This is a genomic window from Halapricum desulfuricans, from assembly GCF_017094525.1.
Lineage (GTDB): Archaea > Halobacteriota > Halobacteria > Halobacteriales > Haloarculaceae > Halapricum > Halapricum desulfuricans.
On the sequence record NZ_CP064788.1, the window covers coordinates 2,193,186 to 2,216,427 of the forward strand.

General features: G+C 67.3%; 27 protein-coding genes. 9 read left to right on the forward strand and 18 right to left on the reverse strand.

Annotation, left to right across the window (positions count from 1 at the left end; translation table 11 throughout):
* Positions 1-203 precede the first annotated feature (203 nt).
* From HSR122_RS11245 to HSR122_RS11290, 10 genes are read right to left on the reverse strand one after another with little or no spacing between them, the layout of a single operon-like run.
* Complete coding sequence (locus tag HSR122_RS11245; protein WP_229109904.1) at positions 204-1,700, reverse strand: cobyric acid synthase; 1,497 nt, start codon at positions 1,698-1,700, stop codon at positions 204-206.
* A 21-nt stretch (positions 1,701-1,721) separates the two neighbouring features.
* A complete protein-coding gene (locus tag HSR122_RS11250; protein WP_229109905.1) occupies positions 1,722-2,438 on the reverse strand; it encodes a cob(I)yrinic acid a,c-diamide adenosyltransferase in 717 nt (238 codons plus the stop codon).
* The gene (locus HSR122_RS11255) at positions 2,435-3,151 is read right to left on the reverse strand and encodes an adenosylcobinamide amidohydrolase (protein WP_229109906.1); all 717 of its coding nucleotides are present in this window, start codon (positions 3,149-3,151) and stop codon (positions 2,435-2,437) included. The genes HSR122_RS11250 and HSR122_RS11255 overlap by 4 nt, the downstream gene beginning before the upstream one ends.
* On the reverse strand, positions 3,144-4,154 hold the full coding sequence (locus tag HSR122_RS11260; RefSeq protein WP_229109907.1) for an aminotransferase class I/II-fold pyridoxal phosphate-dependent enzyme: 1,011 nt from the start codon (positions 4,152-4,154) through the stop codon (positions 3,144-3,146). The genes HSR122_RS11255 and HSR122_RS11260 overlap by 8 nt, the downstream gene beginning before the upstream one ends.
* A complete protein-coding gene (cobT, locus tag HSR122_RS11265; protein WP_229109908.1) occupies positions 4,151-5,146 on the reverse strand; it encodes a nicotinate mononucleotide-dependent phosphoribosyltransferase CobT in 996 nt (331 codons plus the stop codon). The genes HSR122_RS11260 and cobT overlap by 4 nt, the downstream gene beginning before the upstream one ends.
* A 49-nt stretch (positions 5,147-5,195) precedes the next feature.
* A complete protein-coding gene (locus HSR122_RS11270; RefSeq protein WP_229112207.1) occupies positions 5,196-5,726 on the reverse strand; it encodes an NTP transferase domain-containing protein in 531 nt (176 codons plus the stop codon).
* Entirely contained in the window at positions 5,726-6,484 is a 759-nt protein-coding gene (cobS, locus tag HSR122_RS11275) for an adenosylcobinamide-GDP ribazoletransferase (RefSeq protein WP_229109909.1), read from the reverse strand. Before cobS ends, HSR122_RS11270 begins: the two co-directional genes overlap by 1 nt.
* Entirely contained in the window at positions 6,475-7,401 is a 927-nt protein-coding gene (cbiB, locus tag HSR122_RS11280; RefSeq protein ID WP_229109910.1) for an adenosylcobinamide-phosphate synthase CbiB, read from the reverse strand. Before cbiB ends, cobS begins: the two co-directional genes overlap by 10 nt.
* Positions 7,398-8,021: an HAD family hydrolase gene (locus tag HSR122_RS11285; RefSeq protein ID WP_229109911.1), complete on the reverse strand. Its 624-nt coding sequence runs from the start codon at positions 8,019-8,021 to the stop codon at positions 7,398-7,400. The genes cbiB and HSR122_RS11285 overlap by 4 nt, the downstream gene beginning before the upstream one ends.
* A gap of 5 nt (positions 8,022-8,026) precedes the next feature.
* Positions 8,027-9,199: a PGF-CTERM-anchored ABC transporter substrate-binding protein gene (locus tag HSR122_RS11290; protein ID WP_229109912.1), complete on the reverse strand. Its 1,173-nt coding sequence runs from the start codon at positions 9,197-9,199 to the stop codon at positions 8,027-8,029.
* A gap of 61 nt (positions 9,200-9,260) precedes the next feature.
* Here HSR122_RS11290 and btuC point away from each other — a divergent pair, with 61 nt between their 5' ends.
* Entirely contained in the window at positions 9,261-10,361 is a 1,101-nt protein-coding gene (btuC, locus tag HSR122_RS11295) for a vitamin B12 ABC transporter permease BtuC (protein ID WP_229109913.1), read from the forward strand.
* Complete coding sequence (locus HSR122_RS11300; protein WP_229109914.1) at positions 10,358-11,614, forward strand: ATP-binding cassette domain-containing protein; 1,257 nt, start codon at positions 10,358-10,360, stop codon at positions 11,612-11,614. Before btuC ends, HSR122_RS11300 begins: the two co-directional genes overlap by 4 nt.
* A 56-nt stretch (positions 11,615-11,670) precedes the next feature.
* Here HSR122_RS11300 and HSR122_RS11305 read toward each other — a convergent pair whose 3' ends face one another.
* Both HSR122_RS11305 and trxA read right to left on the reverse strand, forming a co-directional pair.
* A complete protein-coding gene (locus HSR122_RS11305; RefSeq protein ID WP_229109915.1) occupies positions 11,671-12,108 on the reverse strand; it encodes a MaoC family dehydratase in 438 nt (145 codons plus the stop codon).
* An 80-nt stretch (positions 12,109-12,188) separates the two neighbouring features.
* Positions 12,189-12,593, reverse strand: coding sequence for a thioredoxin (gene trxA, locus HSR122_RS11310; RefSeq protein WP_229109916.1), 405 nt, complete (start codon positions 12,591-12,593; stop codon positions 12,189-12,191).
* A 403-nt stretch (positions 12,594-12,996) separates the two neighbouring features.
* On the opposite strand from trxA, the gene HSR122_RS11315 reads away from it, so the two are divergent.
* Positions 12,997-13,389 (forward strand): helix-turn-helix domain-containing protein, encoded by a 393-nt coding sequence (locus HSR122_RS11315; protein ID WP_229109917.1) that lies wholly within the window; start codon positions 12,997-12,999, stop codon positions 13,387-13,389.
* Between the two features lie 36 nt (positions 13,390-13,425).
* On the opposite strand, the gene HSR122_RS11320 is transcribed toward HSR122_RS11315, so the two are convergent.
* On the reverse strand, positions 13,426-13,623 hold the full coding sequence (locus tag HSR122_RS11320; protein ID WP_229109918.1) for a DUF7550 family protein: 198 nt from the start codon (positions 13,621-13,623) through the stop codon (positions 13,426-13,428).
* 92 nt (positions 13,624-13,715) lie between these two features.
* On the opposite strand from HSR122_RS11320, the gene HSR122_RS11325 reads away from it, so the two are divergent.
* Genes HSR122_RS11325 through HSR122_RS11335 form a run of 3 tightly spaced genes read left to right on the forward strand, consistent with a single transcriptional unit; the run spans position 13,716 to position 15,964 of the window.
* Positions 13,716-14,285, forward strand: a complete 570-nt coding sequence (locus HSR122_RS11325) for a hypothetical protein (protein WP_229109919.1) — start codon at positions 13,716-13,718, stop codon at positions 14,283-14,285.
* Between the two features lie 51 nt (positions 14,286-14,336).
* On the forward strand, positions 14,337-15,149 hold the full coding sequence (gene hisF, locus HSR122_RS11330; protein ID WP_229109920.1) for an imidazole glycerol phosphate synthase subunit HisF: 813 nt from the start codon (positions 14,337-14,339) through the stop codon (positions 15,147-15,149).
* Positions 15,146-15,964, forward strand: coding sequence for a hypothetical protein (locus HSR122_RS11335; RefSeq protein WP_229109921.1), 819 nt, complete (start codon positions 15,146-15,148; stop codon positions 15,962-15,964). The genes hisF and HSR122_RS11335 overlap by 4 nt, the downstream gene beginning before the upstream one ends.
* On the opposite strand, the gene HSR122_RS11340 is transcribed toward HSR122_RS11335, so the two are convergent.
* Both HSR122_RS11340 and HSR122_RS11345 read right to left on the reverse strand, forming a co-directional pair.
* Positions 15,946-16,230 carry a DNA-directed RNA polymerase subunit L gene (locus HSR122_RS11340; RefSeq protein WP_229109922.1) on the reverse strand — a complete coding sequence of 95 codons (285 nt, stop codon included), beginning with the start codon at positions 16,228-16,230 and terminating at the stop codon, positions 15,946-15,948. The genes HSR122_RS11335 and HSR122_RS11340 overlap by 19 nt on opposite strands.
* A gap of 60 nt (positions 16,231-16,290) precedes the next feature.
* On the reverse strand, positions 16,291-17,451 hold the full coding sequence (locus HSR122_RS11345) for an NAD(P)/FAD-dependent oxidoreductase (protein ID WP_229109923.1): 1,161 nt from the start codon (positions 17,449-17,451) through the stop codon (positions 16,291-16,293).
* A 244-nt stretch (positions 17,452-17,695) separates the two neighbouring features.
* On the opposite strand from HSR122_RS11345, the gene HSR122_RS11350 reads away from it, so the two are divergent.
* Both HSR122_RS11350 and HSR122_RS11355 read left to right on the forward strand, forming a co-directional pair.
* Positions 17,696-18,607, forward strand: coding sequence for a DUF7139 domain-containing protein (locus HSR122_RS11350; RefSeq protein WP_229109924.1), 912 nt, complete (start codon positions 17,696-17,698; stop codon positions 18,605-18,607).
* A 122-nt stretch (positions 18,608-18,729) separates the two neighbouring features.
* A complete protein-coding gene (locus tag HSR122_RS11355; RefSeq protein WP_229109925.1) occupies positions 18,730-19,758 on the forward strand; it encodes a cell division protein FtsA in 1,029 nt (342 codons plus the stop codon).
* 53 nt (positions 19,759-19,811) lie between these two features.
* On the opposite strand, the gene HSR122_RS11360 is transcribed toward HSR122_RS11355, so the two are convergent.
* The 3 genes from HSR122_RS11360 to HSR122_RS11370 form a co-directional block, all read right to left on the reverse strand.
* The gene (locus HSR122_RS11360; protein WP_229109926.1) at positions 19,812-20,174 is read right to left on the reverse strand and encodes a hypothetical protein; all 363 of its coding nucleotides are present in this window, start codon (positions 20,172-20,174) and stop codon (positions 19,812-19,814) included.
* 194 nt (positions 20,175-20,368) lie between these two features.
* Positions 20,369-20,836 carry a DUF1641 domain-containing protein gene (locus HSR122_RS11365; RefSeq protein ID WP_229109927.1) on the reverse strand — a complete coding sequence of 156 codons (468 nt, stop codon included), beginning with the start codon at positions 20,834-20,836 and terminating at the stop codon, positions 20,369-20,371.
* A gap of 11 nt (positions 20,837-20,847) precedes the next feature.
* On the reverse strand, positions 20,848-21,993 hold the full coding sequence (locus HSR122_RS11370; protein WP_229109928.1) for an NAD(P)/FAD-dependent oxidoreductase: 1,146 nt from the start codon (positions 21,991-21,993) through the stop codon (positions 20,848-20,850).
* 420 nt (positions 21,994-22,413) lie between these two features.
* On the opposite strand from HSR122_RS11370, the gene ubaA reads away from it, so the two are divergent.
* Complete coding sequence (gene ubaA, locus HSR122_RS11375; protein ID WP_229109929.1) at positions 22,414-23,235, forward strand: SAMP-activating enzyme E1; 822 nt, start codon at positions 22,414-22,416, stop codon at positions 23,233-23,235.
* The last annotated feature ends 7 nt before the right edge of the window (positions 23,236-23,242 follow it).

The following is a 23,242-nucleotide window of genomic DNA, read 5'->3' on the forward strand; positions in this document are numbered from 1 at the left end:
TTCACAGCCAATAACGCGCCCGATTTCCGTTGTCTGATTCGGCAGTTCCCTGTTGGCTCTTGGCTGGTTTAAATCTTACCAGATGGAAGACACCATCTACCCGACGTATCGGCCCTGTCCGGCAAATTCCCCACGGGAAACCTCGTTCTTCCGAGTGTCTCCGGCCGGTGACGTTGCCGAGCATGGGTAGACTGGCCTGGCTGCTAGCAACCCGTTCGATCGATTGCCTGCGTCAGATCGATTTCCCCGGCGAGTTCGGCCGCGCGGTCGAACGGTGACACCGACCGTCCGTCGCCGCCCGGCCGTTCTCGACCGGCGTGCTCGAAAACTGCGTCGACAAACGCCTCCCTGACGGACGCGGTGTGAAACAGGCCGTGGAGATACGTGCCGAGCACCCGGTCGGTCGCGACGCTGTTCGGGCCGATCGGTGCCGGAAGCGATCGCGCGACGCGCGTCTCGCCGGCGTGGATCTCGTAGCCACGCGCGGTCCCGCTCGCACCGTCGATCGGCCCGGCCCCCGCGACTGTCCGGGAGACCTGCCGGATGGTCTTCTCGTCGTCGAACCGCGTCACCACGGGAACCAGCCCGAACCCGTCGAGACTGTCGCGCTCGCCGGTGCTTTCGCGGCTCGCGCCGAGCAGTGTCCGGCCGAGCAGTTGGTATCCGCCGCAGATGCCGACGATCGGGCCGTCGAACGCCCGCAGGCGCTCGCCGAAGCCGGCCTCCCGGAGCGCGAGCAGGTCGTCGGCGGTGTTTTTGGTCCCCGGAAGGACGACCGCGTCGGCGTCGGAAAGCGTCGCGTCCGGGGGCCGGATCGCCACTCGAACGCCCGGAACACGGGAAAGCGGATCGAGGTCGGTCGCGTTCGAGAGCCGCGGCAGTCGCACCGCGGCGATTGTGACCGCCCGCGACTCTGCCACGCCGTCGTTCCCACCGCGCACTGTCGACGCCGTGTTGTCCGGCAACGAGAGGCTGTCCTCCTCGGGCAGTCCCGGGTCCTCGTGGGGGAGCACGCCCAGCACGGGCACGCCCGTTCGCGCTTCGAGTTCGTCGAGCCCGTCGGTCAACAGGGACCGATCGCCGCGGAACTTGTTGATGACCAGCCCGGCGACCCGGTCGCGGACGTCCTCGGGCATCAACTCGAGCGTCCCGTAGAGGCTCGCGAAGACGCCGCCGCGCTCGATGTCGCCCACGAGCAGGATCTCGGCGTCGGCGAAGCGCGCGGTCTCGACGTTCGCCAGGTCCCGGTGCCGGAGGTTGAGCTCCGCGATCGAACCAGCACCCTCCGCGACGATCAGCTCGTTGTCGGCCGCCAGTCGCTCGTAGGCCGCGACGGCCGCCTCGCGGGCGCGCCCCCAGTGGCGCTCGTAGTACTCCCCGGCCGGGACGTGCCCGACCGGGCGGCCGTCGATCAGCACCTGACTCTCGGCGTCGCCCCGGGGTTTGAGCAGGACGGGGTTGTGATCTGTCGTCGGGACGACGCCGGCCGCGCGGGCCTGGACGTACTGGGCGACGCCGATCTCACCGTAAGACGTGTCGCTGCCGACGGACACTGCAGCGTGGGCGTTGTTGCTCATCGTCTGGGCCTTGAAGGGGACGACATCGATACCGCTCTCCGCGAGCCGACGGCAGAGTCCGGCGACGACGGTGCTCTTGCCGACGTGGCTGGCCGTCCCGGCGATCAAAAGCGTCGTCGTCATTCCAGGGTCATCGTCTCCCCATCAGTACTCCGTCCCCTTCCGGGCGCGCTGGCCGTCCGCCTCGAAGGGGTGGCGATCGGCGCTGACGTGGCTCAGCAGATCGACGTACCCTTCCAGGTACGCGGGCCGTTCGTGCCCGCCGGTCAACACGAGTTCGAGGTCGTCTGGCCGGTCCTTGATCAGCGCCTGCAGGTCCCCGGGATCGACGAGACCACGATTGGCCGCGTACAGCACCTCGTCAAGCACGAGCATGTGGACGCCAGCCTCGGGCTCGCCGTCCAGTTCCAGCGGACCGGACAGGTCCGCTTCGCCCGCGGCCTCGACGAGCTGGCGCGTCCGATCGAAGGCCGCCTCGGCCGTCGCGGCGTGTTCGCCGTCGCTGGAGCCGTCGAGCAGCCCGTGCCAGCCGTAGTGGCCGCTGTTCTCGTAGCTCAGGCCCGGCATCTGCGCGATGGCATTGTACTCGCCACGAGTGGCCTCGACGCTGTCGGCCCCGCCTTTCATGAACTGCAGGACGTGGACGCGATAGCCGTGGCCGGCCGCCCTGAGGGCCATCCCGAGCGCGGCCGTGGTCTTGCCCTTGCCGTCGCCGTACCAGGCCTGCACGAGGCCGAACGCCTCCGGCGCGGCCGGTTCGATCGGCTCCGCCGTGGGCCTGACGCCGCGGCCCGGCGTCGCCGCGCGCTTTTCTGTCTGTCGTGGCTGTGCTCCCGATCGTCGATCAGTCTCGTCTGTCATAGCTCGAAAACCTCCGCTGTCGTGGTCGTAGCGATCCCGTGCTCTGCTTCAGCGACGCTCGCCGGCGGCCGCTCGTCGGTATAGCGCGACCGGAGGCTGGCCGTGATGGCGTCGCGAACGCAGGCGCGGACGGCGTCACCGACCGGCGTCGCACTGCCGGAGAAGGCGGCCGGCTCGCCTGCTGGATCGCAGGCCGCGACGACCGCGTCGCTGGTCGTACCGGTGAACCCGACCGAGGACAGCAGCGTCGCCGTCTTCGCCTCGGCCGCGACGGTCAGCAGGTTCGCCAGCGCCCCGGGGTCGAGATCGCGAGTCGTCCCGGCGAAGAGATTGCACGTTCCCGGCGGGCGCTCGTGTGTGGCCGCGTCGTCTTCCCGAGTTCCGCCGACAGACTCGCCCTCGGGGTCGGGCGGCAGCGTCGCCGGGTTCGAGAGGCCGACCGTGGCGATCACGGCGACCGACCCGGTGCGAGCGACCCTGGCATGTTCCTGAGAGACGCCGGTCAACAGCACGGGCGCCTCTGGCTCGAAACCGGCCGCCTCCAGTCGGTCCGTCACGTAGCGGTCGAGGTCCGTCCGCTCCCAGCCGCTGGGGACGGTCACGTTGTACGCCGCATCGCCGCGCGAGTGACCCCCGTCCCAGCCGGTCGAGAGCCAGCGCGTCTCGGGTCGGCCCACCCGCAAGACGCCGTCGCGGACCGTGGTCTCAAACATCCGTTAGCACCTCCAGCAGCCGGTCGTTCGCCTCGGGTTCGCGGACCGCGACCCGGACGTGCGAGTCGAGCCCCCGGAACGTGGTGGCGTCCCTGATCGCGACGGCTCGCTCGCGAACGGCCGCGACGAACCGACCGACCGGCCGATCACCCACCTCGAGCAGCAGGAACGGCCCCTCCGACTCGTGCACGTCGAAGCGTGTCGCAAGCGCCTCGCGCATGCGCTCGCGCTCCCGGGCGACCCGCTCCCGCGTCGCCTCGACGAACGCCCCCTGGCGCATGCAGTGGCTCCCGACGGCGAGCGCCGGCGCGCCGAGGTTCCACGGTCGCCGGGCGTTTCGCATCGCCTCGCCGAACGGGCCGGTCGCGACGGCAAACCCGGCCCGGATCCCCGGCAGCCCGAACAGTTTCGTCAGCGACCGGGCGACGACGACGCCCTCGGTGCCGGCCATCGACGGGCGGTCGGTGTAGCCGAGGAAGGCCTCGTCGATCAGTAGCGTGGTGTCGCTCTCGCGACAGCGGCGGGCGAACGTGCGGAGGTCGTCCTGCGCGATCGCCTCGCCCGTTGGGTTGTTCGGGTTGCAGACGACCGCGAGCGCGTGGTCGGCCGGGTCGGCCTCGACAATCGCCTCCGGTGAGACGAACGACGGCGTTCCGCCCTGCAGCCGTATCTCGCGAGCGTATTCCCCGAAACTCGGTGCCGGGACGAGCGCGCTGTCGCCCGGATCGACCGCGAGTGCGATCGCCAGCCGGATCGCGGCCAGCCCGCCCGGCGTCGGCACGACCGACTCGGGCGTGACATCGACGTACTCGGCCGCAGTCTCGCGGTACTCGTTCGGTGGCTCGGGCGGGTACGACCCCGCCCGATCCAGTGCGTCCTCGTAGACGTCGGCGACGCCGGGTGGTGTCCGCGGGTTGGTGTTCGCGCTGAAATCCAGCAGTTCGGGGTCGTCGCTGGACCCGTGGGCGACCGGTCCGACGCCGCGTGCTCGTTCGTCGTTCATGCGTGTGTCGTTGCTCCATTCAGCCTCTCGTACAGCGTCGTGATCCGATCGCGAACGCTCGACATCGAGACGTTCTCTCGGGTCGCCGCCGCGAGCGCGCCGCCCATCCCGGCCCCTTCCTTGGCTTCGCCCGCGAGATAGCGCTCGAAGACGGGGCCGGACGCTTCCTCGAACCCGGGGTCGGTCACGACGAGGTCGACCCCCAGCCGCTCGGCCGCCTCGCGGACGTCGGCGGACGGGTCGTCGACGACGAAGGGCGTCGTCGCGACCGAGATCGGGCGGTCGATACCGTCTGCCCGGAGCAGGCCGGCGACGGCGAGTTGCTGGGTGCCGCCGGCCAGCAGCAGGGCAGTCCCGCTCTCCAGCGCGCCGGCCGCGACGCCGGCGAGGACGGCCAGCACGGGGTCGCCGACCGCCGCGAGCGCCTCGCGGGGCCGGCCCTCGAGCTCGCCCGGCGAGTAGCCGCTCGTCGCGAGCGCTGCAGTCACGACCCGCCGCTTGCGATCGACCGGGTTCTCCGGCAGCGACGAGGAGACCGACAGGTCGATCCCCAGCGCGTCGCCGACCGCGAGCGCCGTCGTCGTGCCGCCGGGGACGCTCTCGGCGAGGGTGAGTTGCTCGACCGGAAGCCGTCGGCCGTAGCGCCGTCCGCGCTCCCACAGCGAGGCCGCCTCGGGGACCGCCGTGGGTTTGCGGATGTCCCTGCCCGGTTCGCTCCCGAGAGCGACCGTCGGCGCGGCCGTCTCAACGCCGAGGCCGGCGTCGATCGCGACGAGGTCGAACCCGGTCAGTTCGCGGACGGCACGGGTAATCAGCGCCGGCGTCGGGCACCCGCTCGGGCTGACCGGGACGGCCGGCGCTTCCAGCACGTCGCCGTAGGCGAGCAGTTCCGCGTCGGCGGCGGGCGTGTGCCACATCGCCTCCGGATCGGCCCCGGCGGCGCTGAGTCCCTCGATCGTCGCCGTCTCGGTCGTTCCGACGACCAGTCCCATCATCGCGATACCTCCGCGTTCTGTCTCCACGTGTCGTTCGATCGTACGTTCACAGTCGTTCCTCCGCGATTCTCGCGTCGGCGGGTCGATTGACGTTGACCGCCAGCCGTTCGTCCTCCAGAACGAGCCGCCGTTCGGGCCCCTCGCCGACGACGTTGAGTCCCGTCGGCGCGAGGTCCCCGTCCGCGGTCTCGACGGTCGTGTCGACGCTGACGCCGAGGTCCCGCTTCAGGCCCGCCGGGACGGACACCGACAGCGACCCGCGCTCGTGGGCGTCGAGTACGGCCGAGACGACCGAGTCGATCAAAAGCGGCAGGTCGGCGGCGACCGTCAGTACCGGCTGCTCGACGGCCGACAGCGCCGTCTCCAGATCGGCGACGTAGCCCTCACCGGCGGTTTCGATCGTCGGGACGTCCACGTAAGCGGCCGTCTCGGGCGCGTGCGGCGAGACGACGGCGTGGGTCGTCTCCGCCGGTTCGGCGAGCGCCTCGAGGACGCGATCGATCATCGGTCGGCCGCCGATCTCGTAGAGCGGCTTCTCGACGGGCGCGTCGAGGCGGGTCCCGCGACCGCCGCACATCACCAGTGCGTCCACGCGATCACCCCCGAATGGAGCGCGACGAGGCGCGCGAGTTCGTTCGTCGCGCCGAAGACGTCGCCGCTGACGCCTTCGACCGTCGAGCGGGCGAGCCACAGGACCGCCCCGCCCGTCACGAGCGCGCCAACCGTCGCGACCGGGGCCGCGGGCGTCACTACGGCGAGCGCGACGGTCGGGACGACCGCTCCGGCCACCGGGAGCAGCGACGCCGACCCGGCGTGTTCGGTGAGAGCGGAGCCGAGTCCCTCGTGGGTCGCCTCGCCCAGGCAGACCAGGACTGCGACCGCTCCCTTCGCGCCGACCTCGCTCGCGACGACGATCGACGCGACCGCGGCCCGGTCGCTCCCGCGGCCCGCCTCGGCCAGTCCGAACGCCGCGAGCGCCAGTCCGACCGTCACGACCGACAGCGCCAGCGCGCCGCCGACGCCGATCGTCGTGTCCCGCATGACCTCGCGCCGTCTGACGGCGTCGCCGTGGACCGCCAGCGCGTCGCCCAGGTCCGTCAGGCCGTCGGCGTGGGCGACCCCGGTGAGCAGATACACCCACCCCAGGAACGCGGCCGCGGCCGTCGCGGGCGGCGCGAGCGCGACGAGCGGTATCGCCGCGAGCGCCCCGATCACGTACCCGGCGATCGGGAACGACGCAGGCCCCCGACGGAAGGCGTCCCAGGCGTCGTCGTCCTGCCCGACGGGCAGTCGCGTGAGGAAGCCGACCGCCCCGCGAACGGCGTCTACGGCCACGCCATCACCCCGCCAGCGAGCATCGACAGGACGCCCGCGCCGGCGACGGTCCGGACCGCGCGCGCTCCGGTCTCGCGGTCCGGAACCGGCGCGCCCGGATTGAGGTCGTAGACGCCGGGCTTGGTCAGCCGGACCCCGAGCGCGACCGCGAGCGTCGCCATCGGCCACCCCGAGTTCGGCGACGGCGGCTCGCGGGCCCACGACCGCGCGTCCGGGACTGCGCCGGGCCGGCGTGCGGCGATCGCGATCGCCACGGCGGCCACGCGGGCGGGGACAGCCATCACGAGGTCATCCAGGCGCGCGCTCGCCCAGCCGACCGGCTTCGACCGGTAGCCGAGCATCGAATCCAGCGTGTTGACGCCCTTGACCCACGCGGCCGCCGCGGCCCCGAACGCGAGCGCGGGCGTCGCTCCGAACGCCGTCGCGAACCGTGTGGCGACGACGAAGGCCAGCAGCGGCGCGAGCAGCCCGTCGGCGAGGTTCTCGGCGGCGCTCTCGACCGCGCCGCTCCGGAGTTCCCCCGGTGAGAGCGTCTCGGGATCGCGACCGACGAGCGCCGGGATCCGCTCGCGTGCCCGGTCGGGATCGGCGTCCGCGACCTCGACGACCTCGCGCGCGGTCTCGACCAGCGCGCGGAGACTCGTCGTCGAGAAGAGGACGAGCCCGGCCGCGAGCGCACCCGCGAGCCAGCCGGCACGGAGCGCACCCGCGACGACCAGCCAGGCCAGCGACCCCGCGAGTACGGGGATCACGGCGGCTGCGAGCGCCCCGACGAGCCGGGGACGGGACCACGCTCGATCGACTGGGCCGACGAGCCGGCCGAGATACGCGACCGGGTGGAGTCGGTTCGGCGGTTCGCCGACGAGGACGTCGAGTCCGCCCGCGAGCGCGATCGCCAGCACGGCGGCTTCGCTCACTGCTGGTCCCTCCAGCGAGCGGCCAGTTCCGGAAGCGACCGCTCCGAGAGGAGGGTCGCCTCGGGCGCGGCCCCGTCGGTTTCGGGATCGTCGCCGACGTGCAGCAGATCGGTCGGAGTCGTGTCGAGCGCGTCGGCGACGGCCTCGAACGCCCGGCGGTCGGGCTTGCGCCAGCCGCAGTCGACGCTCGTGACGACAGCGTCGAAGTGCTCGTCGTCCAGTGTGGATCGTTCCAGCGACCGTTCGACCAGTCCGGGGACGCTGCAGTTCGAGCAGACGCCGACCGGGCCGACGCTCGCGGCCGCATCGACGGCCGCGACAGCACCATCGCGTGTCCGGACCGGCGACTCGAACGCCGCCAGCACGGCCGCCCGGACGGTCGGCGTCGCCGGGTCGCGTCCGCGACTCCGGAGCGCGGCGACGACGTGTGCGACCAGCGAGCCCTCCCGACCGGGCTCGACCTGCCGGTGCGGCTCCGCGTAGACGCGCGCCCAATCGTCCGGAATGTCGACCCCTCGCCGATCGAGCGCGTCGGAGACGGCAGCGGCCGGATCGTCGGGCCGTTCGACCGACAGCAACGTTCCGAAGCAGTCGAACGAGATTGGCTGGGAGGCGTGCACGTGTCTCAGCGACGCCGCGCGAGCAGTCCCGAGGCGACCAGCGCGAGCAGTGCCGCGACGGGGCCGAAGCCGGGTCCGAACCCGCTTCCGGAGTCGGTTGTCGGCGCTTCCGTTGTGGGTGCGTCGGTCGCCCCGCCGTCGGATTCAGTCGTGACAGCGTCTCGTTCGGTCTCCGTGACCGTCTGTGTCTCGCTCGCACCGTCCGGGTTGAACGCCGCCGAGAGCTCCTGCAACGGCTCGGTCACCCGCGGCCCGGGCTGGCTGATGAAGTTCGCGTTCACCCTGACGATCTGGTCGTTCCGGACGGCAGTCGTGGCGTTGATCGCGGGGCTCTTGGGGAGTTCCCGTCCCTCCGGCACGACGATCCAGTCAGGATTCTCTGCGGCGATCACCTCCTCGCTGATCTCACCGTACGTCCGGATGTCTGCCGCGGCCGCGACGTTGTCGCCGCCCGCCGTCGCGATCACGTCGCCGATGAACGTGTCCGGGCCGGCCGTCCAGCCGCCGCCCATCGCGTAGTAGACGGTCGGGTTCTCGCCGTCGGTCGCGCTCGCACGCACTTCCTCGACTGTCGCGTTCATCGCGTCGGCGACTGTGGCGGCCCCCTCACAGGCGCCGACGAGCTGTCCAGTCAGGCGGGTCTTTTCGGTCACGTCCGAGATCGAACTCGCTCCTTCGAAGTGGACGACGGTAAACCCGTTATCGCGAAGCGTCTCTATGTCGTCCTCGTCGATGATGTTCGCCGCGAGCACCACGTCGGGCTCGAGGTCGACGATGTTCTCGACGATCGCGTTCTGATTCGCACCGAGGACGTTCGTCCGATTCTGGGAGCCGTTCAGGTACGCCGTCGTGTACCCGGTCGGGAGTCCGACGACCGTCTCTTCGGCGTCGATCGCCCACATCGTCTGGGCGACGCTCGCGCCGAGCGCGACCACGCGGTCAGGTTCCTCCTCGATCGTGACCGGCTCCCCGGTCGCGTCTGTCACCTCGACCGGGAACGAACAGTTTTCGCTCTGTAGCGCGGCCGACTGCCCGGGACCGAGTGACGCCGTGTCGTTCTGAAGGCCCTGTCGTTCCGTCGGTGCAACTGTCTGTGCCGGTGCGCTCGCCGCGACCCCGCCGGTCGAGACGACCACCAGCAGCATTACCGCGACGACTGCAAGTCGTAATCGTGCCATCACCTCCCCCGTTGCGGACAGTCCAATAAATATTTACCTAATGCAAATCGACTTGGGGTAGATGCGAGTCAGACGTCGAACCACGCTCTGGTCGAGCGGGCTGCTCGCGGCGCTGGTCGCGGTCGTACTCACGAGTGCGACGATCGGGCCGGTCGAGCTGAGCCTGCCGGTCGTCGCGAAGGCGACGCTGAACGCCGTCGGCGTCCCGGCCGGCGTCTCGCTTTCGACCGAGACGGCGTCGCTCGCCGGCCTGTCGGTACCGTGGCCGGGGATCGACGTCCGGTACGCCTACCCCTTCGCGTTCGGCGTGCCCGAGACGAGCGAACTCATCGTCCGGCAGGTGCGCCTGCCGCGGATCGTCCTCGGGGCGGTCGTGGGCTTCTCGCTCGGCACCGCCGGAGCGGTCATGCAGGGCTTCTTCCGGAACCCGATGGCCGACCCGTCGATCATCGGCGTCTCGACCGGCGCGGCCGTCGGTGCGGTCGCGACCATCGCGCTCCCGGCGCTGCTCCCGTTCGGGCTCCAGACGGCGGCCTTTGTCGGCGCGGTCGTGACGGCCTTCGTCGTCTATCTGCTCGCGACCGAAGACGGTCGGACGCCGGTCGCGACGCTGTTGCTCGCCGGCGTGGCCGTCCAGACGTTTCTCGGCGCCGTCGTCTCGTTTCTGCTGCTCCAGAGCGGCGAGAGCCTCGAGGAGGCCGTCTACTGGCTGATGGGCAACCTCCACGGCGTCGGCTGGGACGAGGTCGCCACGACGCTGCCGGCGACTGTCGTCCTGTTCGGTGCGCTGGTTCCGTTCGCGCGCGACCTCAACGTCCTCATGCTCGGCGAGGCGGACGCGCGGACGCTGGGTATCCCCGTCGAGTGGACCAAGCGCCTGCTGCTGGCGCTGTCAAGTCTACTGACGGCCGCCGCGGTCGCCGTCGCCGGCGTCATCGGCTTCGTCGGGCTGATCGTCCCACACATGATGCGGCTGGTCGTCGGCCCGGACCACCGCGTGCTGTTGCCGACCAGCGCGCTCGCCGGGGCGGTCTTTCTGGTCGTGACCGACACGCTCGCCCGCGCGAACCCCCAGGAGCTGCCAGTCGGGATCGTCACCGCCGCGCTCGGCGCGCCGTTCTTCCTGTTCCTGCTTCGTCGCCGGGAGGTGCACGAGCTGTGAGCGATCTGCTCGAAATCTCGGACGTCTCGGTCGCGTTCGGTGACGCTCGCGTGCTCGACTCGGTCTCGCTCTCGGTCGGGCGCGGGGAGTTCGTCGGCCTCGTCGGCCCGAACGGCGCCGGCAAGACGACGCTGCTGCGGGCGATCAACGGCGTCCGCGCACCCGACGACGGAACCGTCCGCGTCGACGGTGATCGACTGACCGATCGCTCGACGAAAGCCTGGAGTCGGCGGGTCGCAACCGTCCCCCAGGACACCGGCGTCTCCTTCGCCTTCGACGTCGAAGCCGTCGTCGAGATGGGGCGCGCTCCACACCGGCGGCGCACCCAGTTCGGCACCTCCGAGCGCGACCGCCGCCGGGTCGAGGACGCCCTGGAACTGACGAACACCGCCGATCTGCGGGACCGCCCGATCGACGAACTCTCCGGCGGCGAGCGCCAGCGCGTGTTCGTCGCCCGCGCGCTGGCTCAGGACACGCCGCTGCTGGCGCTGGACGAACCGACCGCGAGCCTCGACGTCAACCATCAGGTCGAGATCCTCCGGCTCGTGAGCGACCTCGTCGGCGACGGCCGGGCGGCCCTGGCGGCGATCCACGACCTCGAACTCGCCGCGCGCTTCTGTGACCGGCTCGCGCTGCTGTCGAACGGACGGATACGGGCGGTCGGCCCGCCGGAGTCGGTGCTCCGGTCGGACGCGTTGGATCCCGCTTTCGAGACGACCACGGCGGTCGCGACGAACCCAGTCACCGGAACGCCGGCCGTGACCGCCGGGGCCGACCGGTCCGGCGACGACGGTCGACGCGTGCACGTCGTCGGCGGCGGGCGCGTCGGCTCGCGGGCGATCGCGAGCCTGCAACGGGCGGGCCACGAACCGAGCGCGGGCGTCCTCCGGAGCGGCGATCTGGCGCTCGAGACGGCGGCGTCGCTCGACGTTCCAGTGGCAACGACCCCCGCCGCAGGCCCGGTCGATCCCGACGCCGTCGCGGCCGCACACGAACTGACCGCCGACGCGTCGGTCGTCGTTCTCGCTGACGTCGAGGTCGGCCCCCGCCAGTGGGCGCTCGATCTCGCGGACGGTGCGCCGGCGGTCGTCCTGCTGGAGGAACGGCCCCTCGCGGACCGACTGCACGGGGGCGAGCGCGCGCGAGAGCGATACGAAACCCTCCGACATCGGGCGACGACCGCCGACCCGGAGGCGCTCCCCTCGGCGGTCGAGTCGGCTGTCGGAACGATCGAACGGCCGGCCGACGATTGAGGACTGTCAAGGCGATCGAACGGACGGCCAGCGATCGACCGGGACACCAGCGCTGTCTACGGTTCCCGTCTCGCGAACAGGATCAATCCGACCATCGAGCAAACGACCTCACCGTCGACATGGGTCTCGACGCGGACGTCGACTTTCCCGTAGGCGTCGCTCCAGGGTTCAGTCGCGACGACTTCGGTCCGGGCCGACAGCGTGTCGCCCGGCCGGACGGGGTCGTACCATCGGAGTTCGTCGACGCCGAGCGCGCCGCGCGTGGCGGCCCGTTCGAGGAACCCGTCGACCAGCACCCGCATCGTCATCGCGGCGGTGTGCCAGCCGCTGGCGACCAGCCCGCCGAACGGCGACTCGGCAGCGGCCTCGCCGTCGACGTGAAACGGCTGGGGGTCGTACTGGCGGGCGAACTCGACGATCTCATCCCGGGAGACCGTGTACGAACCGAACGTCTCCGTCTCGCCAACGGAGATGTCTTCGAAATAGATCGGCATACGGCCGCTACGGCTAGTTCGGGCAAAAAACGACCGGTGCCGGAACCAGCACCTCGAAAAGCGGACCGACGCGACCGGCCCTAGTTGAGGTGCTGCTCGATCTGGGAGACGTAGTGGGACTTGTCGCGGACCCCGACCATCTGCTCGGCCGTCTCGCCGTCGACCGCGAGCACGACGGTCGGCACGCCGCGGACGCCGTACTGCGCCGCGAGCTGCTGGTGGGCGTCGACGTCGACCTTGGCGACGGCGGCGTCGGTCTCTTCGGCGATGTCTTCGGTGATCGGCTCGAGCATCTGGCATGGACCACACCAGTCCGCGTAGAAGTCCACGAGCACGACGTCGTAGTCCCCGAGAATCTCCTGATAGTGGTCGGAACTCTCGACGTGGATTGGCTCGTCCGGCGTCTCCGCACCGGCCGAATCGTCGGACTGCAACTCCTGCATCTTCTGTTGCTTGATTTCTTCGAGGTCGTCTGCTTCACTCATTGTATCGTCCCGTAGTCGGTCACCCTTCTTAATAGTTTTGACCTTATCATACAATATTATCTGGGGAGAATAGGCTGGACAGACCTCGGACGCCAGCACGGATGCCTGTAGCGCGGAAACAGGCGGATAGCGGTTCGCTACGCGCACAATATCAGTCTCGCACGATCCGGATTTCGACGCGTGTTCGCGGTTCACTCTCGACGGTCCGCCGGATCGGTCTGTCACGGCGTTTCGATCCGGGGACGTACAGACGCGTCTCCGTTCGCGTTCGTACATCGGAACGGTCCACGGTCCTCGATTTGGATCGCTATTTCCCGCCCGAGCGGACGTATACGTCAGGTTTAGCGGTAGTGTACATTACTCACAAGGCTTTTACGCAGGCTCTGCCAATAGTCTAGCACCAATGTCACAGCCGATGACGGAGTACCTCTCGCAGGACATGCACTGTGAGGGGCTTCTCGAATGCATTCACGGGCTCAAAGAGCTCGACAAGGAGGTGTTTCGGACGCTGTCCGACGCCGACGATCCGATGACGGTCGACGAGATCGCCGAGGAAGTCGAGCGCGAGCGCTCGACGGCCTACCGATCGGTCCAGCGGCTCCTCTCGTCGGGATTCATCCAGAAAGAGCAGGTGAACTACGATCAGGGCGGGTACTACCACGTCTATCACCCGACCGATCCGGACCAGATCGCGGACGATATGCAGCGGGTACTCAACGACTGGTACGCCAAGATGGGGCAACTCATCAGCGAGTTCCGCGAACAGTACCGCGACTCAACGCCCGTCGAGCAGTGAAAACGGACGCCGGTGTCCCGGCGGGCACCCCGTCCGTCACGCCAGCGCTATCGGAAGCCCGAACGTCACGACGAGTCCGACCGCGAGTACGGCCGCACCGATCGCGATCTGTCGGTTTGTGAACTCGCTCTGGGGGGCGGTGCTCCGCAGCGGCGGAGCCCGTGCCGGTAGCGAGACGTTCTCGGGGTCGTACGCTTTCGCTCGTTCGTCGTCGTGGGTCGTCTCCTCGTCCATGTCCCGGCGTTCGACCGCGAGCGTCTTCTAGATGTCGGACGACCACGCGCACACCGATGGGCTCTTCTGGGACGGTCGTCCTCTCTATATGTATGTGGAGAGACCGGCTGGCGGCCACCTCGCACCCGGGTGACTCCCTGCGTCACGGATTTCTGGCCGGGGTCGGAGCCGGCGCGCTCGCGTTCGCCCTCACGGCGCTCGTCCGGCTGTTCGAAATCGCACGTAGCACAGCCGGGTTTCGCCTCTACCTGCGACCGGACGGCCTTGACGGCACGCTCGTAGTACTCGGCGGTACCTTCTACGGGGCGCATCCAGGGGCCTACGATGCGCCGGTATGGCTCCGGGTGGTGCTACAGCGCTACGATACCCTCCCGGAGGTCGTGTACGTCGCGACCGTCGCGAGCGTGCTCGCGGCCACTGGCTGGTGGCTCGCGGCGAGGTTCGAGAGCGAGACGATCGACGGCGCCGTCCGTGGCGCGACCGTCACGGTCGGATACGCGCCCGCGGTCGTGCTCGGCGCGTTCGTCTTCGAGATGCTCGTCGATCTCGGACCGATGACGGTCTTTCTGGACCAACTTCTCCCGATCGCGCTTGCGAGCGCGCTCGTTCCCGCCGTCGCCGGCGCAGTCGGCGGCCTCCTCGCAGCGTGGTTGCACCGCTGATCGGCCGGCCGAGCGAAACCGTCATACCTGTCTCTGCCGAACAGATCGCACATGCTCACGAAACGGATCATCCCCTGCATCGACGTGGATCTCGACGAGGAGGGGAACGCGGCGGTGTACACGGGGGTCAACTTCGAGGACCTGGAGTACACGGGCGATCCGGTCGAGATGGCCAAACGCTACAACGAGGCCGGAGCCGACGAGTTCGTCTTTCTGGACATCACGGCCTCCGCCGAGGGGCGGGCGACGATGCTCGAAACCGTCGAGCGGGTCGCCGACGAGGTGTTCATCCCGCTGACCGTAGGTGGGGGGATCCGCACCCGGGGGGACATCAAAGAGACCCTGCGCGCCGGCGCGGACAAGGTCTCGATCAACTCGGGTGCGATCGCGAACCCCGACCTGATCGAGGAGGGTGCGACGGCCTTCGGCAACCAGTGTATCGTCATCAGCGTCGACGCCCGACGTCGGTTCGACGAACAGGGCGAACACTACGTCGACATCGACGGCGAGTCGGCCTGGTTCGAGTGCACCGTCAAGGGCGGCCGTGAAGGCACCGGCATGGACGTCGTCGAGTGGGTCCAGGAAGCCGAACAGCGCGGTGCGGGCGAGCTGTTCGTCAACTCGATCGACGCCGACGGCACCAAGGAGGGGTACGACATCCCGCTGACGAAAGCCGTCACCGACGTCGTCTCGACGCCCGTGATCGCCTCCTCCGGGTGTGGCGGCCCCGAGGACATGTACGAGGTGTTCACCGAGGCCGACGCCGACGCCGGACTCGCGGCGTCGATCTTCCACTTCGGCGAGTACTCGATCCAGGAAACCAAGGAGTACCTGGACGAGCGCGGCGTGCCCGTCCGGTTATGAAATGGCGCTGTCCACAGTGTGGCAAGCCACACGAGCGCAACGATCCCCCGTGTGACAACTGTGGACATCACCGCTTCGAACGCGCTGTCGTCCCGCAGGCGACCGCCGAAGACGACCGCGAACAGTTCGTCTGGGCGTGTGCGGACTGCGGTCGTCACCACCAGCGCAACAACCCGCCGTGCAGTCGCTGCGGCGGGACGACCTTCGAGAAGAAACCGCTGGCGTACGACGACTTCGAGACCGGCGACACGCCGGGGTACTTCGAACTCGCCGGTCGGGTCGAAGCGGCGGCGGCACTGGTCGTCGTCGCGCTCGTGGCCGTCGGCGCGCTCGGCTTTCTCGGCGTCATCGATATCCCCGGGCTCACCCCACAGGGGCCGCCCAGCGTCGAGGCCGTGCCCGGCAACGAAACTGCAGTCGGGGACCTCTCGATGGCCGAGGTCGAAACGTCGGTCTTCGCCGAGTTGAACGTGGATCGCACGCCGAGACTCGAGCGGTCCGGCGACCTCGATTCGATGGCGACGTACGTCAACCAGCGACTCGTGAAAAACGCCTACACGGACGACGACCGCGAGATCACCCGCAACCAGCTCCGCCGGTTCGACGTCCGGTGCTCGGGTACGATCTCCGTCGAACAGGAGTGGACGATGACAGCCGTCGCCGACGGTACCGATGCGGAGACGACTGCGAGAAGACTTCTGGAACAGCTCGGTCCGACGCCGGATTCGGTCGAACGCGTCGGAATCGACGCCCACGCAGGTCCCGACGACCGCGTGTTCGTCACCGTCGCGTACTGTCAGGCTGCCGATTCGTAGGCCTCGGTCAGCGCGTCGGCCTTCTCGATGACGCGGTCGGTCCCCGTCTCCAGCGCGTCGAGCGCGTCGGTGCCGTCTTCGGTCTTGATCGTCAATACCGGGTCGGTCTGGCCGCCGGACTGTTCGGGATTCATGTCGTAGGTCGCGGCGGCGACGCCGTCGGTCTCCAGCAGTGCCCCCTTGAGTACGTTCATGAACGTGTGATCCTCGCCCGCGATCTCGATAGAGAGCGCGTTGTCCTCTTTCTCGATGACCCGCAGATCCATATCCACACCTACGTGCCGGGCGGAATAAGTCTCACGACCTGTGGCGCACAGCGCCGGCGGTCACATGTCACCCCAGGCGGCGATCGCCCGCGACGGCGACGTGATGTCAGCGATCCACCGAGCGGCGATCGCCTTCTTCAGCAGGCGAGCGGGGAGGCCGCCGAACGTCGAGATCGGGAGGTTCATCACGTCGTGAGCGACGGCGTCCTCGCCGATCGAGACCGCCGTCCCCTTGTCCTCGTAGGTCCAGGTTTCGAGCGGCTGACCCCGGATCGCGCGAGCGACGTTCTCGCCGGCGACTTCGGCGGCGTCCCACGCGGCCTGGGCGTTCGGGGGGACCGGCTCGCCGGACGGCTGATCGACGAGCGCGGCGTCCCCGACGGCGAACACGCGCTCGTCATCGGTCCGGAACGTCGTCTCGGTCTTGATCCGGTTCGAGTCGCGGTCTTTCTCGACACCGACGCCCGCCATCTCCTTTCGGCCGGTGATGCCCCCGGTCCAGACGAGCACGTCGTAGCCGACTCGTTGCTCGCCGACCGTCACCGAGTCCTCGTCGGCCGCACGAATGAACTCGCCAGTCTTGATCCGGATGTCCCGTGCTTCCAGACGGCGACGCAGTGCCTCCTGAAGCTCGCTGTCGCTGTTGGGGAGTACCGAGTCGAGCGCCTCGACGAGCACGATATCCAGCGGAGCGTCGACCTCGTCGCGGAACCGCGCCACTTCGCCAGCGGTCTGAATGCCCGAGAGTCCGGCCCCACCGACGACCACACGTGCCGGGTCGTCGCTGCTTGCCTCCCGTGCCGCGTCCCGGATCGCGTCGTGGATCCCGAGCGCGTCGTCGAGGCTCTTCAGGGTATGGGCGTGTTCTTTCAGCCCGTCCAGCCCGAAAAACGCCGTTTCGCTCCCGACCGCGACGAGCAGGTAGTCGTACTCGATCGCCCGCTCGTCGTCCAGCTGTACCTGCCGGGCGTCGACGTCCACGTTCTCGACGTGTCCCTCCACGAAGCGCGTGCTCGGCGATTTGATCTCCTCGATCGGGATCGTGATCTTCTCCTGGACGGCCGGATCGCTGATACAGCGGTGCACCTCGTGCAAGACGAGGTGATAATCGACATCCGAGATCCACGTGATATCCGCCGCCCCGCGTAACTCGTCTTCGAGGCGCTTGATAGCGCCAGCGCCGGCATAGCCCGAGCCCAGAACGACGACGTGCGCAGTCATACCCGTGGTTCGGACGGGGGCCGATACAAAGCTGTTGGAAACGTCCGAGAACACGCGCCGCAGGTCCGCTTGCGAACGATTTGACGCCTCAATATTTGCCGCAATACGCCCCCGGGCCAGCGGTCCGATACTGTCGTTCCCGTGGCCAGGTATAATCGATATCAAACGCATACGTAATATTTTACTACTGGAACGGCCACATTTGGGGGAACAATAATTACACAGGGGCCGGAAACACAGTTTAATGGCAGACGACGACCCATCTGATGAGGACCTCCCGGACAACGTTCTCTTCGAGTTGTACCGGCACTACATCGGCGAGCCCGACGATCAGATCGACGTGTATCTCGGGTTCGGACTGTTCTTCGGCGGCATCGCGTTCGCGGCCGTCGGACTCGTGTTCTTCGTGGCGGCGTACCTGTTTACCCACGGCAGCGACCCGTTCTGGTTGCTCCGCGAGATCTCGTTCGCGATGGGGATGCTGTCGGTCCCGACGCTGTTGCTCGGGGTACTGGTGCTGCTGCCCGTCGACGTTCGGGCGACCTATACGGGCGTGCTCGGGACCGCGATCACCGTCGTCGCCGTCGCCGGGTTCGCGTACCTCTACCCCTGGGAGTTCAACGTCGAAGGCGCGGAGTACACGATCCACGTCGTCCTCGGGTACGCCATCGGGATGGGGCTCGTGGTCGTCTCGACCGGGACGGCGCTTGTCGCCCACCAGATCGAACGGGCGAAACCGAGCCCGGCCGACATCGAGCCGATGGAAGAGCCCGAACCCGAGGAGTCCTACAGCGACGAGGAGATCCGCCAGGACATCGAAGCGGCGATGGAAGACGTCGACATCACCTGGGGCGGGGTCGAACGTCACGAGGGGCAGTCGCTCACGCTCAACCTCGAGGGTGACTACGATCTCTCGGGCATGGACGTCGAAGCCGAACGGATCACCAGTTCCTCCTCGACCGACGCCCAGGTTCAGGGCCTGAAAGCGCTGAAGGGCGGCGAAACGAAGACTGCGACCTCGGAATCGACGGTGGACGACCAGACCACGAAACTCAACGAACTCAGACAGCGACGCAAGGAGGACCAGCAGGCGAAGGCGGCCACCGCATCCAGCGAAGGACTGCTCGCGAGAATCAGAAGGTTTTTCGGCGGGTAGCTTGAGAGGATCCGCCAGTAGATACCCTCAGGACTGCGATTTCAGACAGGAAAAAATTACACTCATAATCTATTTAGCCCGTTTCACATAGTTTTATTAGACCGCGCCAAGTTGTCCAGAACATGGCGAAAGGACTAGACGTCGGCACGATGAACATCATTTCGGCACAACAGGAAGGTAACGAGACGGTCTTCGTTCAGCAGCGGAACTCGTTCGTCGAGATCGAATACTCCGACATGGCGGAGCAGATGCTCAGTCGGTCGGACGTCCTCCACATCCGCAAGGACGACAAGGTGTACGTCGTCGGGGACGACGCGCTGAACTTCGCGAACATCTTCAACAAGGAGACGCGCCGGCCGATGCAACACGGCATCCTCTCCAGCGACGAGAAGTCCGCGATCCCGATGATGAAACTCATCATCGAGCAGGTCGTCGGCTCGCCGGACCATCCGAACGAGAAAATCTATTTCTCGACACCGGCCGATCCGATCGACTCGGATCTCTCGACGCTGTATCACCAGAAGACCATCGAGAGCTTCCTCGACGAGATGGGCTACGACGCCGAGCCGATCAACGAGGGGATGGCCGTCATCTACTCCGAGTTGGCGGACAACGACTTCACCGGGCTGGGGATCAGCTTCGGTGCCGGGATGACCAACGTCACGCTGGCGTACTACGCGGTTCCGGTCATGAAGTTCTCGGTCGCCCGCGGTGGCGACTGGATCGACGAGCAGGCCGCTCAGGCGACTGGCACGCCCGTCGACAAGGTCACCTCGATCAAAGAGGAGGACTTCGAACTGGACTTCACGACCGACGTCGGCGGCGTCGAGGGCGCGCTGTCGATCTACTACGAGAACCTGCTGGACTACGTCATCGACCTCATCCAGCGTGAGGTCGATGAGGAAGACGTCGAGGAAGGGCTGGACGTGCCGGTCGTCGTCACTGGCGGGACTTCGACGCCCGACGGCTTCACGAAACTCTTCGAGCGCCACCTCGAAGAAGCCAACATCCCGTTCTCGATCAGCGGCGTCTCTCACGTCGACGAGCCGATGTACTCGGTCGCCCGCGGTGGGCTCGTCGCAGCTCGGTCCGACGAGGAACAGCCCGCAGAAGAAGAACCCGAACAGGAACCCGAAGCCGCCGAAGACTGATCGGCCGGTCTTCGGAGCCTCACTCGCTAGTTTTCGATCGACGCCTACCGTGGCTACTCAGCTGCCGGCTCGTCGTCGGTTTCGGCTTCCTCGCCGTCGGTCGGTTCGTCGTCGGGTTCGGTTTTTACGTCGGCAGCCGTCTCGGCTGCTGTACTAGCCTCGACAGCCGAGTCGTCGCTGTCCGGTTCGACCTCAACCAGCGCCGCGGTTTCACCGGATCCGACGATCGCCGCTTCGGTGTCGACGTGTTTCCGGTAGAACCGCTCCAGAGCGCGCTCCCACGGCTCCGGTTCCGGTCGAGTTTTCACCTCGTGTTCGACGGTCGTATCGACGAACCCACAGTCGGCGCACACGTAGGCCTCCTGTTCGCCCAGCGAGTAGACCTCCAGATCGCCCCCGCACCGGGAACAGTCCATACCGGTGGGTACAATTGTGAGGAATATAATTCTCCCGCTGTCGATTCACTCTCTTTGCGAACACGTACTTCAAATCGACGCTCCGTCGACGGCAGTGTCGGACGGATTCTTGATGTCTGTCCCGTATCAGTCACCCGGAGCAGGGCAATCGAAACAGTAAATCGGCACGAGAATTCGCATCAGAAATTATTAATTTAGTCAGTCGATTCCATGCCGAGATCAGCGGTCGTTTCGGCGTCAGGATAGCGGTCAGCCCGCGCTTCCAGTTGGTCGCCGAGTTCACCGAGCAGCGTCAGCGCGAATCCGAGTCCACGCTGGACGCTGGGATCGTTCAGCTTGCGGAGCAAGGTGACGATGCCAGCGCCGTCCGGTGGATCAGTCGGATCGGACCCAGTTTCGCTCAGCGCCGCGGTCAGGACTTCGAGGTTGCGTAGCGCCGCCGGCTCGCCGGCCGCCGTATCGAACAGTTCGCCCGCTCTGACGGTCGCCCTCGTGGTCGATTTGATCATGTCGTCGTCGATCGCCTCCGACGCCAGCGAAATCGTCTGTGCGACCTGCGCGAGGTCGTCGATCGTGCCCGTCTCTTCGAGTTCAGTCAGCGTGTCGACGATGTTTTCGATCGATTCGTCTTCCGTGTGGCTTTGTGGATTCGTTTCACTCATCGAGACACACCTCAGGCAAGCCCCCGTGCAGTCAGCCAGTACATTTCGTTGTACGCCATCTTCGCCCAGTGGATGAACTCCGTCTGGTCACGGACCACCGGATCCGTGTCGTAGTCGAATTTGATGTGCGATCCCTCCTCCATCCCGGCTTCGAGGAAACAGATCGCGTCGCCGTCGAACTCGGTCGTCGGCGCGTACCCGCGAACGTACGCAGCGATGCGATCGACGACCGTGCCCGCCGCGTAGTGGGCGACGCTTCCGGCCTTGCTCGTCGGCAGGTTCGTGACGTCACCGACCCCAAAGACGTTCTCGGCGTGGTCGGATTCGAGGGTCCGTTTGTCGATTTCCATCCAGCTGTCGCCCAGCCCGGACTTCGCGATGAGCGACGACGGACTGAATTCGGGGATGCCGACCAACAGGTCGTACTCGAGGGTTTCCCCGTCCGCTGTTTCGATCACCTCCGCGTCGCTGTCAACCTCTGCTGGCATGAAGTCGACGTGCGTCTCGATATTTCGTTCCTCAAACCGGGGGACCATCCAGTCGTGGACTGCATCGAGGGCGTGCAGCTGTGGCTGTGGATACGTGTAGACGATCTCGACATCGTCTCTGTGGCCGTGCTCGCGGAGTCGAGCGTCGGCCAGCATCGTGAACTCGACCGGAGCGGCCGGACAGACGTGTGGCTGTCCAATGACTGACAGAACCAGCCGTCCAGATTCGAAGTCAGTGAGTGTGTCCCGCAGTTCCGTCGCGGCCCCTCCGTCATAGAAGTGATATCCGTCTTGCTGTGGACCAAGTCCCGGTGTGGCTTCCGGCCTCGGATTCGCACCGGTTGCAACTACCAGATAGTCGTAGTCGATTGCTTCTCCGTCGGCGAGTCCGATTGACATCTCGTCGGTATCGATCGCAGTGGCGCGGTCGTAAACGAGCCTGATACGGCGATCGACCAGATCCGCCAGCGGTCGCGACGCGTCTTCCGGCTCGCTGTCCCCGAACGGTACGTAAAAGAACGTCGGCTTGTACACGTGGTACGGGTTGTCACTGACGATCGTTATTTCGACCGCGTCTGCGGCGATCTCGCGGGAGAGTTTCTTTACAAGCCGGTTTGCTGTGACCGTTCCGCCGACGCCGCCGCCGACGATGACGACGTGTTCAGTCATCTCTGTCTCCTCTCAAAGAGGACGGTGAGTGTCCCTGAATCCTGTTCTGTCGAGTGTCGGTTGGTTTATTTTTCTTTGACATTTTTGATGGAGGTCGGCTGGCGGCGGGTCCGACGGTGGGTTTTCGCGTTTCAGATGCCCGTGACTTTGGCCGGACAGCGAGACCGCCAATTGCGCTGCTTTCTCCCTGTTCACGCTATGTCTCTGCGTACCGTCCCAGCCATACGCCGTGCGTTATGACGCCATATGCATATCGATCTATATTCGTATATATCTTCGGTCATATATCGGCTTAGCCCCTACGGCGGCCACGGTTCAGGTCGTCGCATGATTGCGTTCGTCCGGACGTCAGCGACTGAACGACACACCCCGACCGTTTCCAACCTCGTCGTTTATTTTCATCGGCGGACAACGGAGGGTATGAGACCTGACCTCGATCAGACCCAGCTCGATCGATACTCCCGGCACATCATTCTCGACGGCGTCGGTCCGGAGGGACAGGCCGCACTGCTCGACAGTTCGGTCCTCGTGGTCGGTGCGGGCGGGCTCGGATCGCCGATCGTCCAGTATCTCGCTGCCGCCGGGGTCGGACGGCTCGGGATCGCCGACGACGACCGCGTCGAGCGGAGCAACCTCCAGCGCCAGGTCGTTCACGGCGACGCCGACGTCGGCAGGCCGAAAGTCGAGAGCGCCGCCGAGTTCGTCGCCGGACTGAACCCGGACGTGACCGTCGAGACCCACGACCTGCGAGTCGCTCCGGACAACGTCATGGCGTTGATCGAGAGATACGACGTCGTCGTCGACGCGACCGACAACTTCCCGACGCGATACCTGCTCAACGACGCGTGCGTGCTGACCGGGACGCCGCTGTCACACGGTGCCGTCTACCGCTTCGAGGGACAGGTCACGACCTTCGAGCGCGAGGGTGACTCGCCGTGCTATCGTTGTCTGTTCCCCGAAGCCCCACCCGAGGGCGCCGTCCCGGACTGTGCGACCGCCGGCGTCCTCGGCGTCGTCCCCGGCCTGATCGGCACCGTTCAGGCCACCGAAGTCATCAAGCTCCTGATCGGGTACGGCGAGACGCTCGACGGGCGGCTCTGGAACGTCGACGCCGGCGGCATGGACGTCGAGACGGTCCCGATCCGTCCGAACCCCGACTGCCCGGTCTGTGGCGACGACCCCGCGATTACGTCTCTCGAAGACGTCGAATACGCCGACCGGTGCCGGATCCCCTCCGAGTGACCGGTGC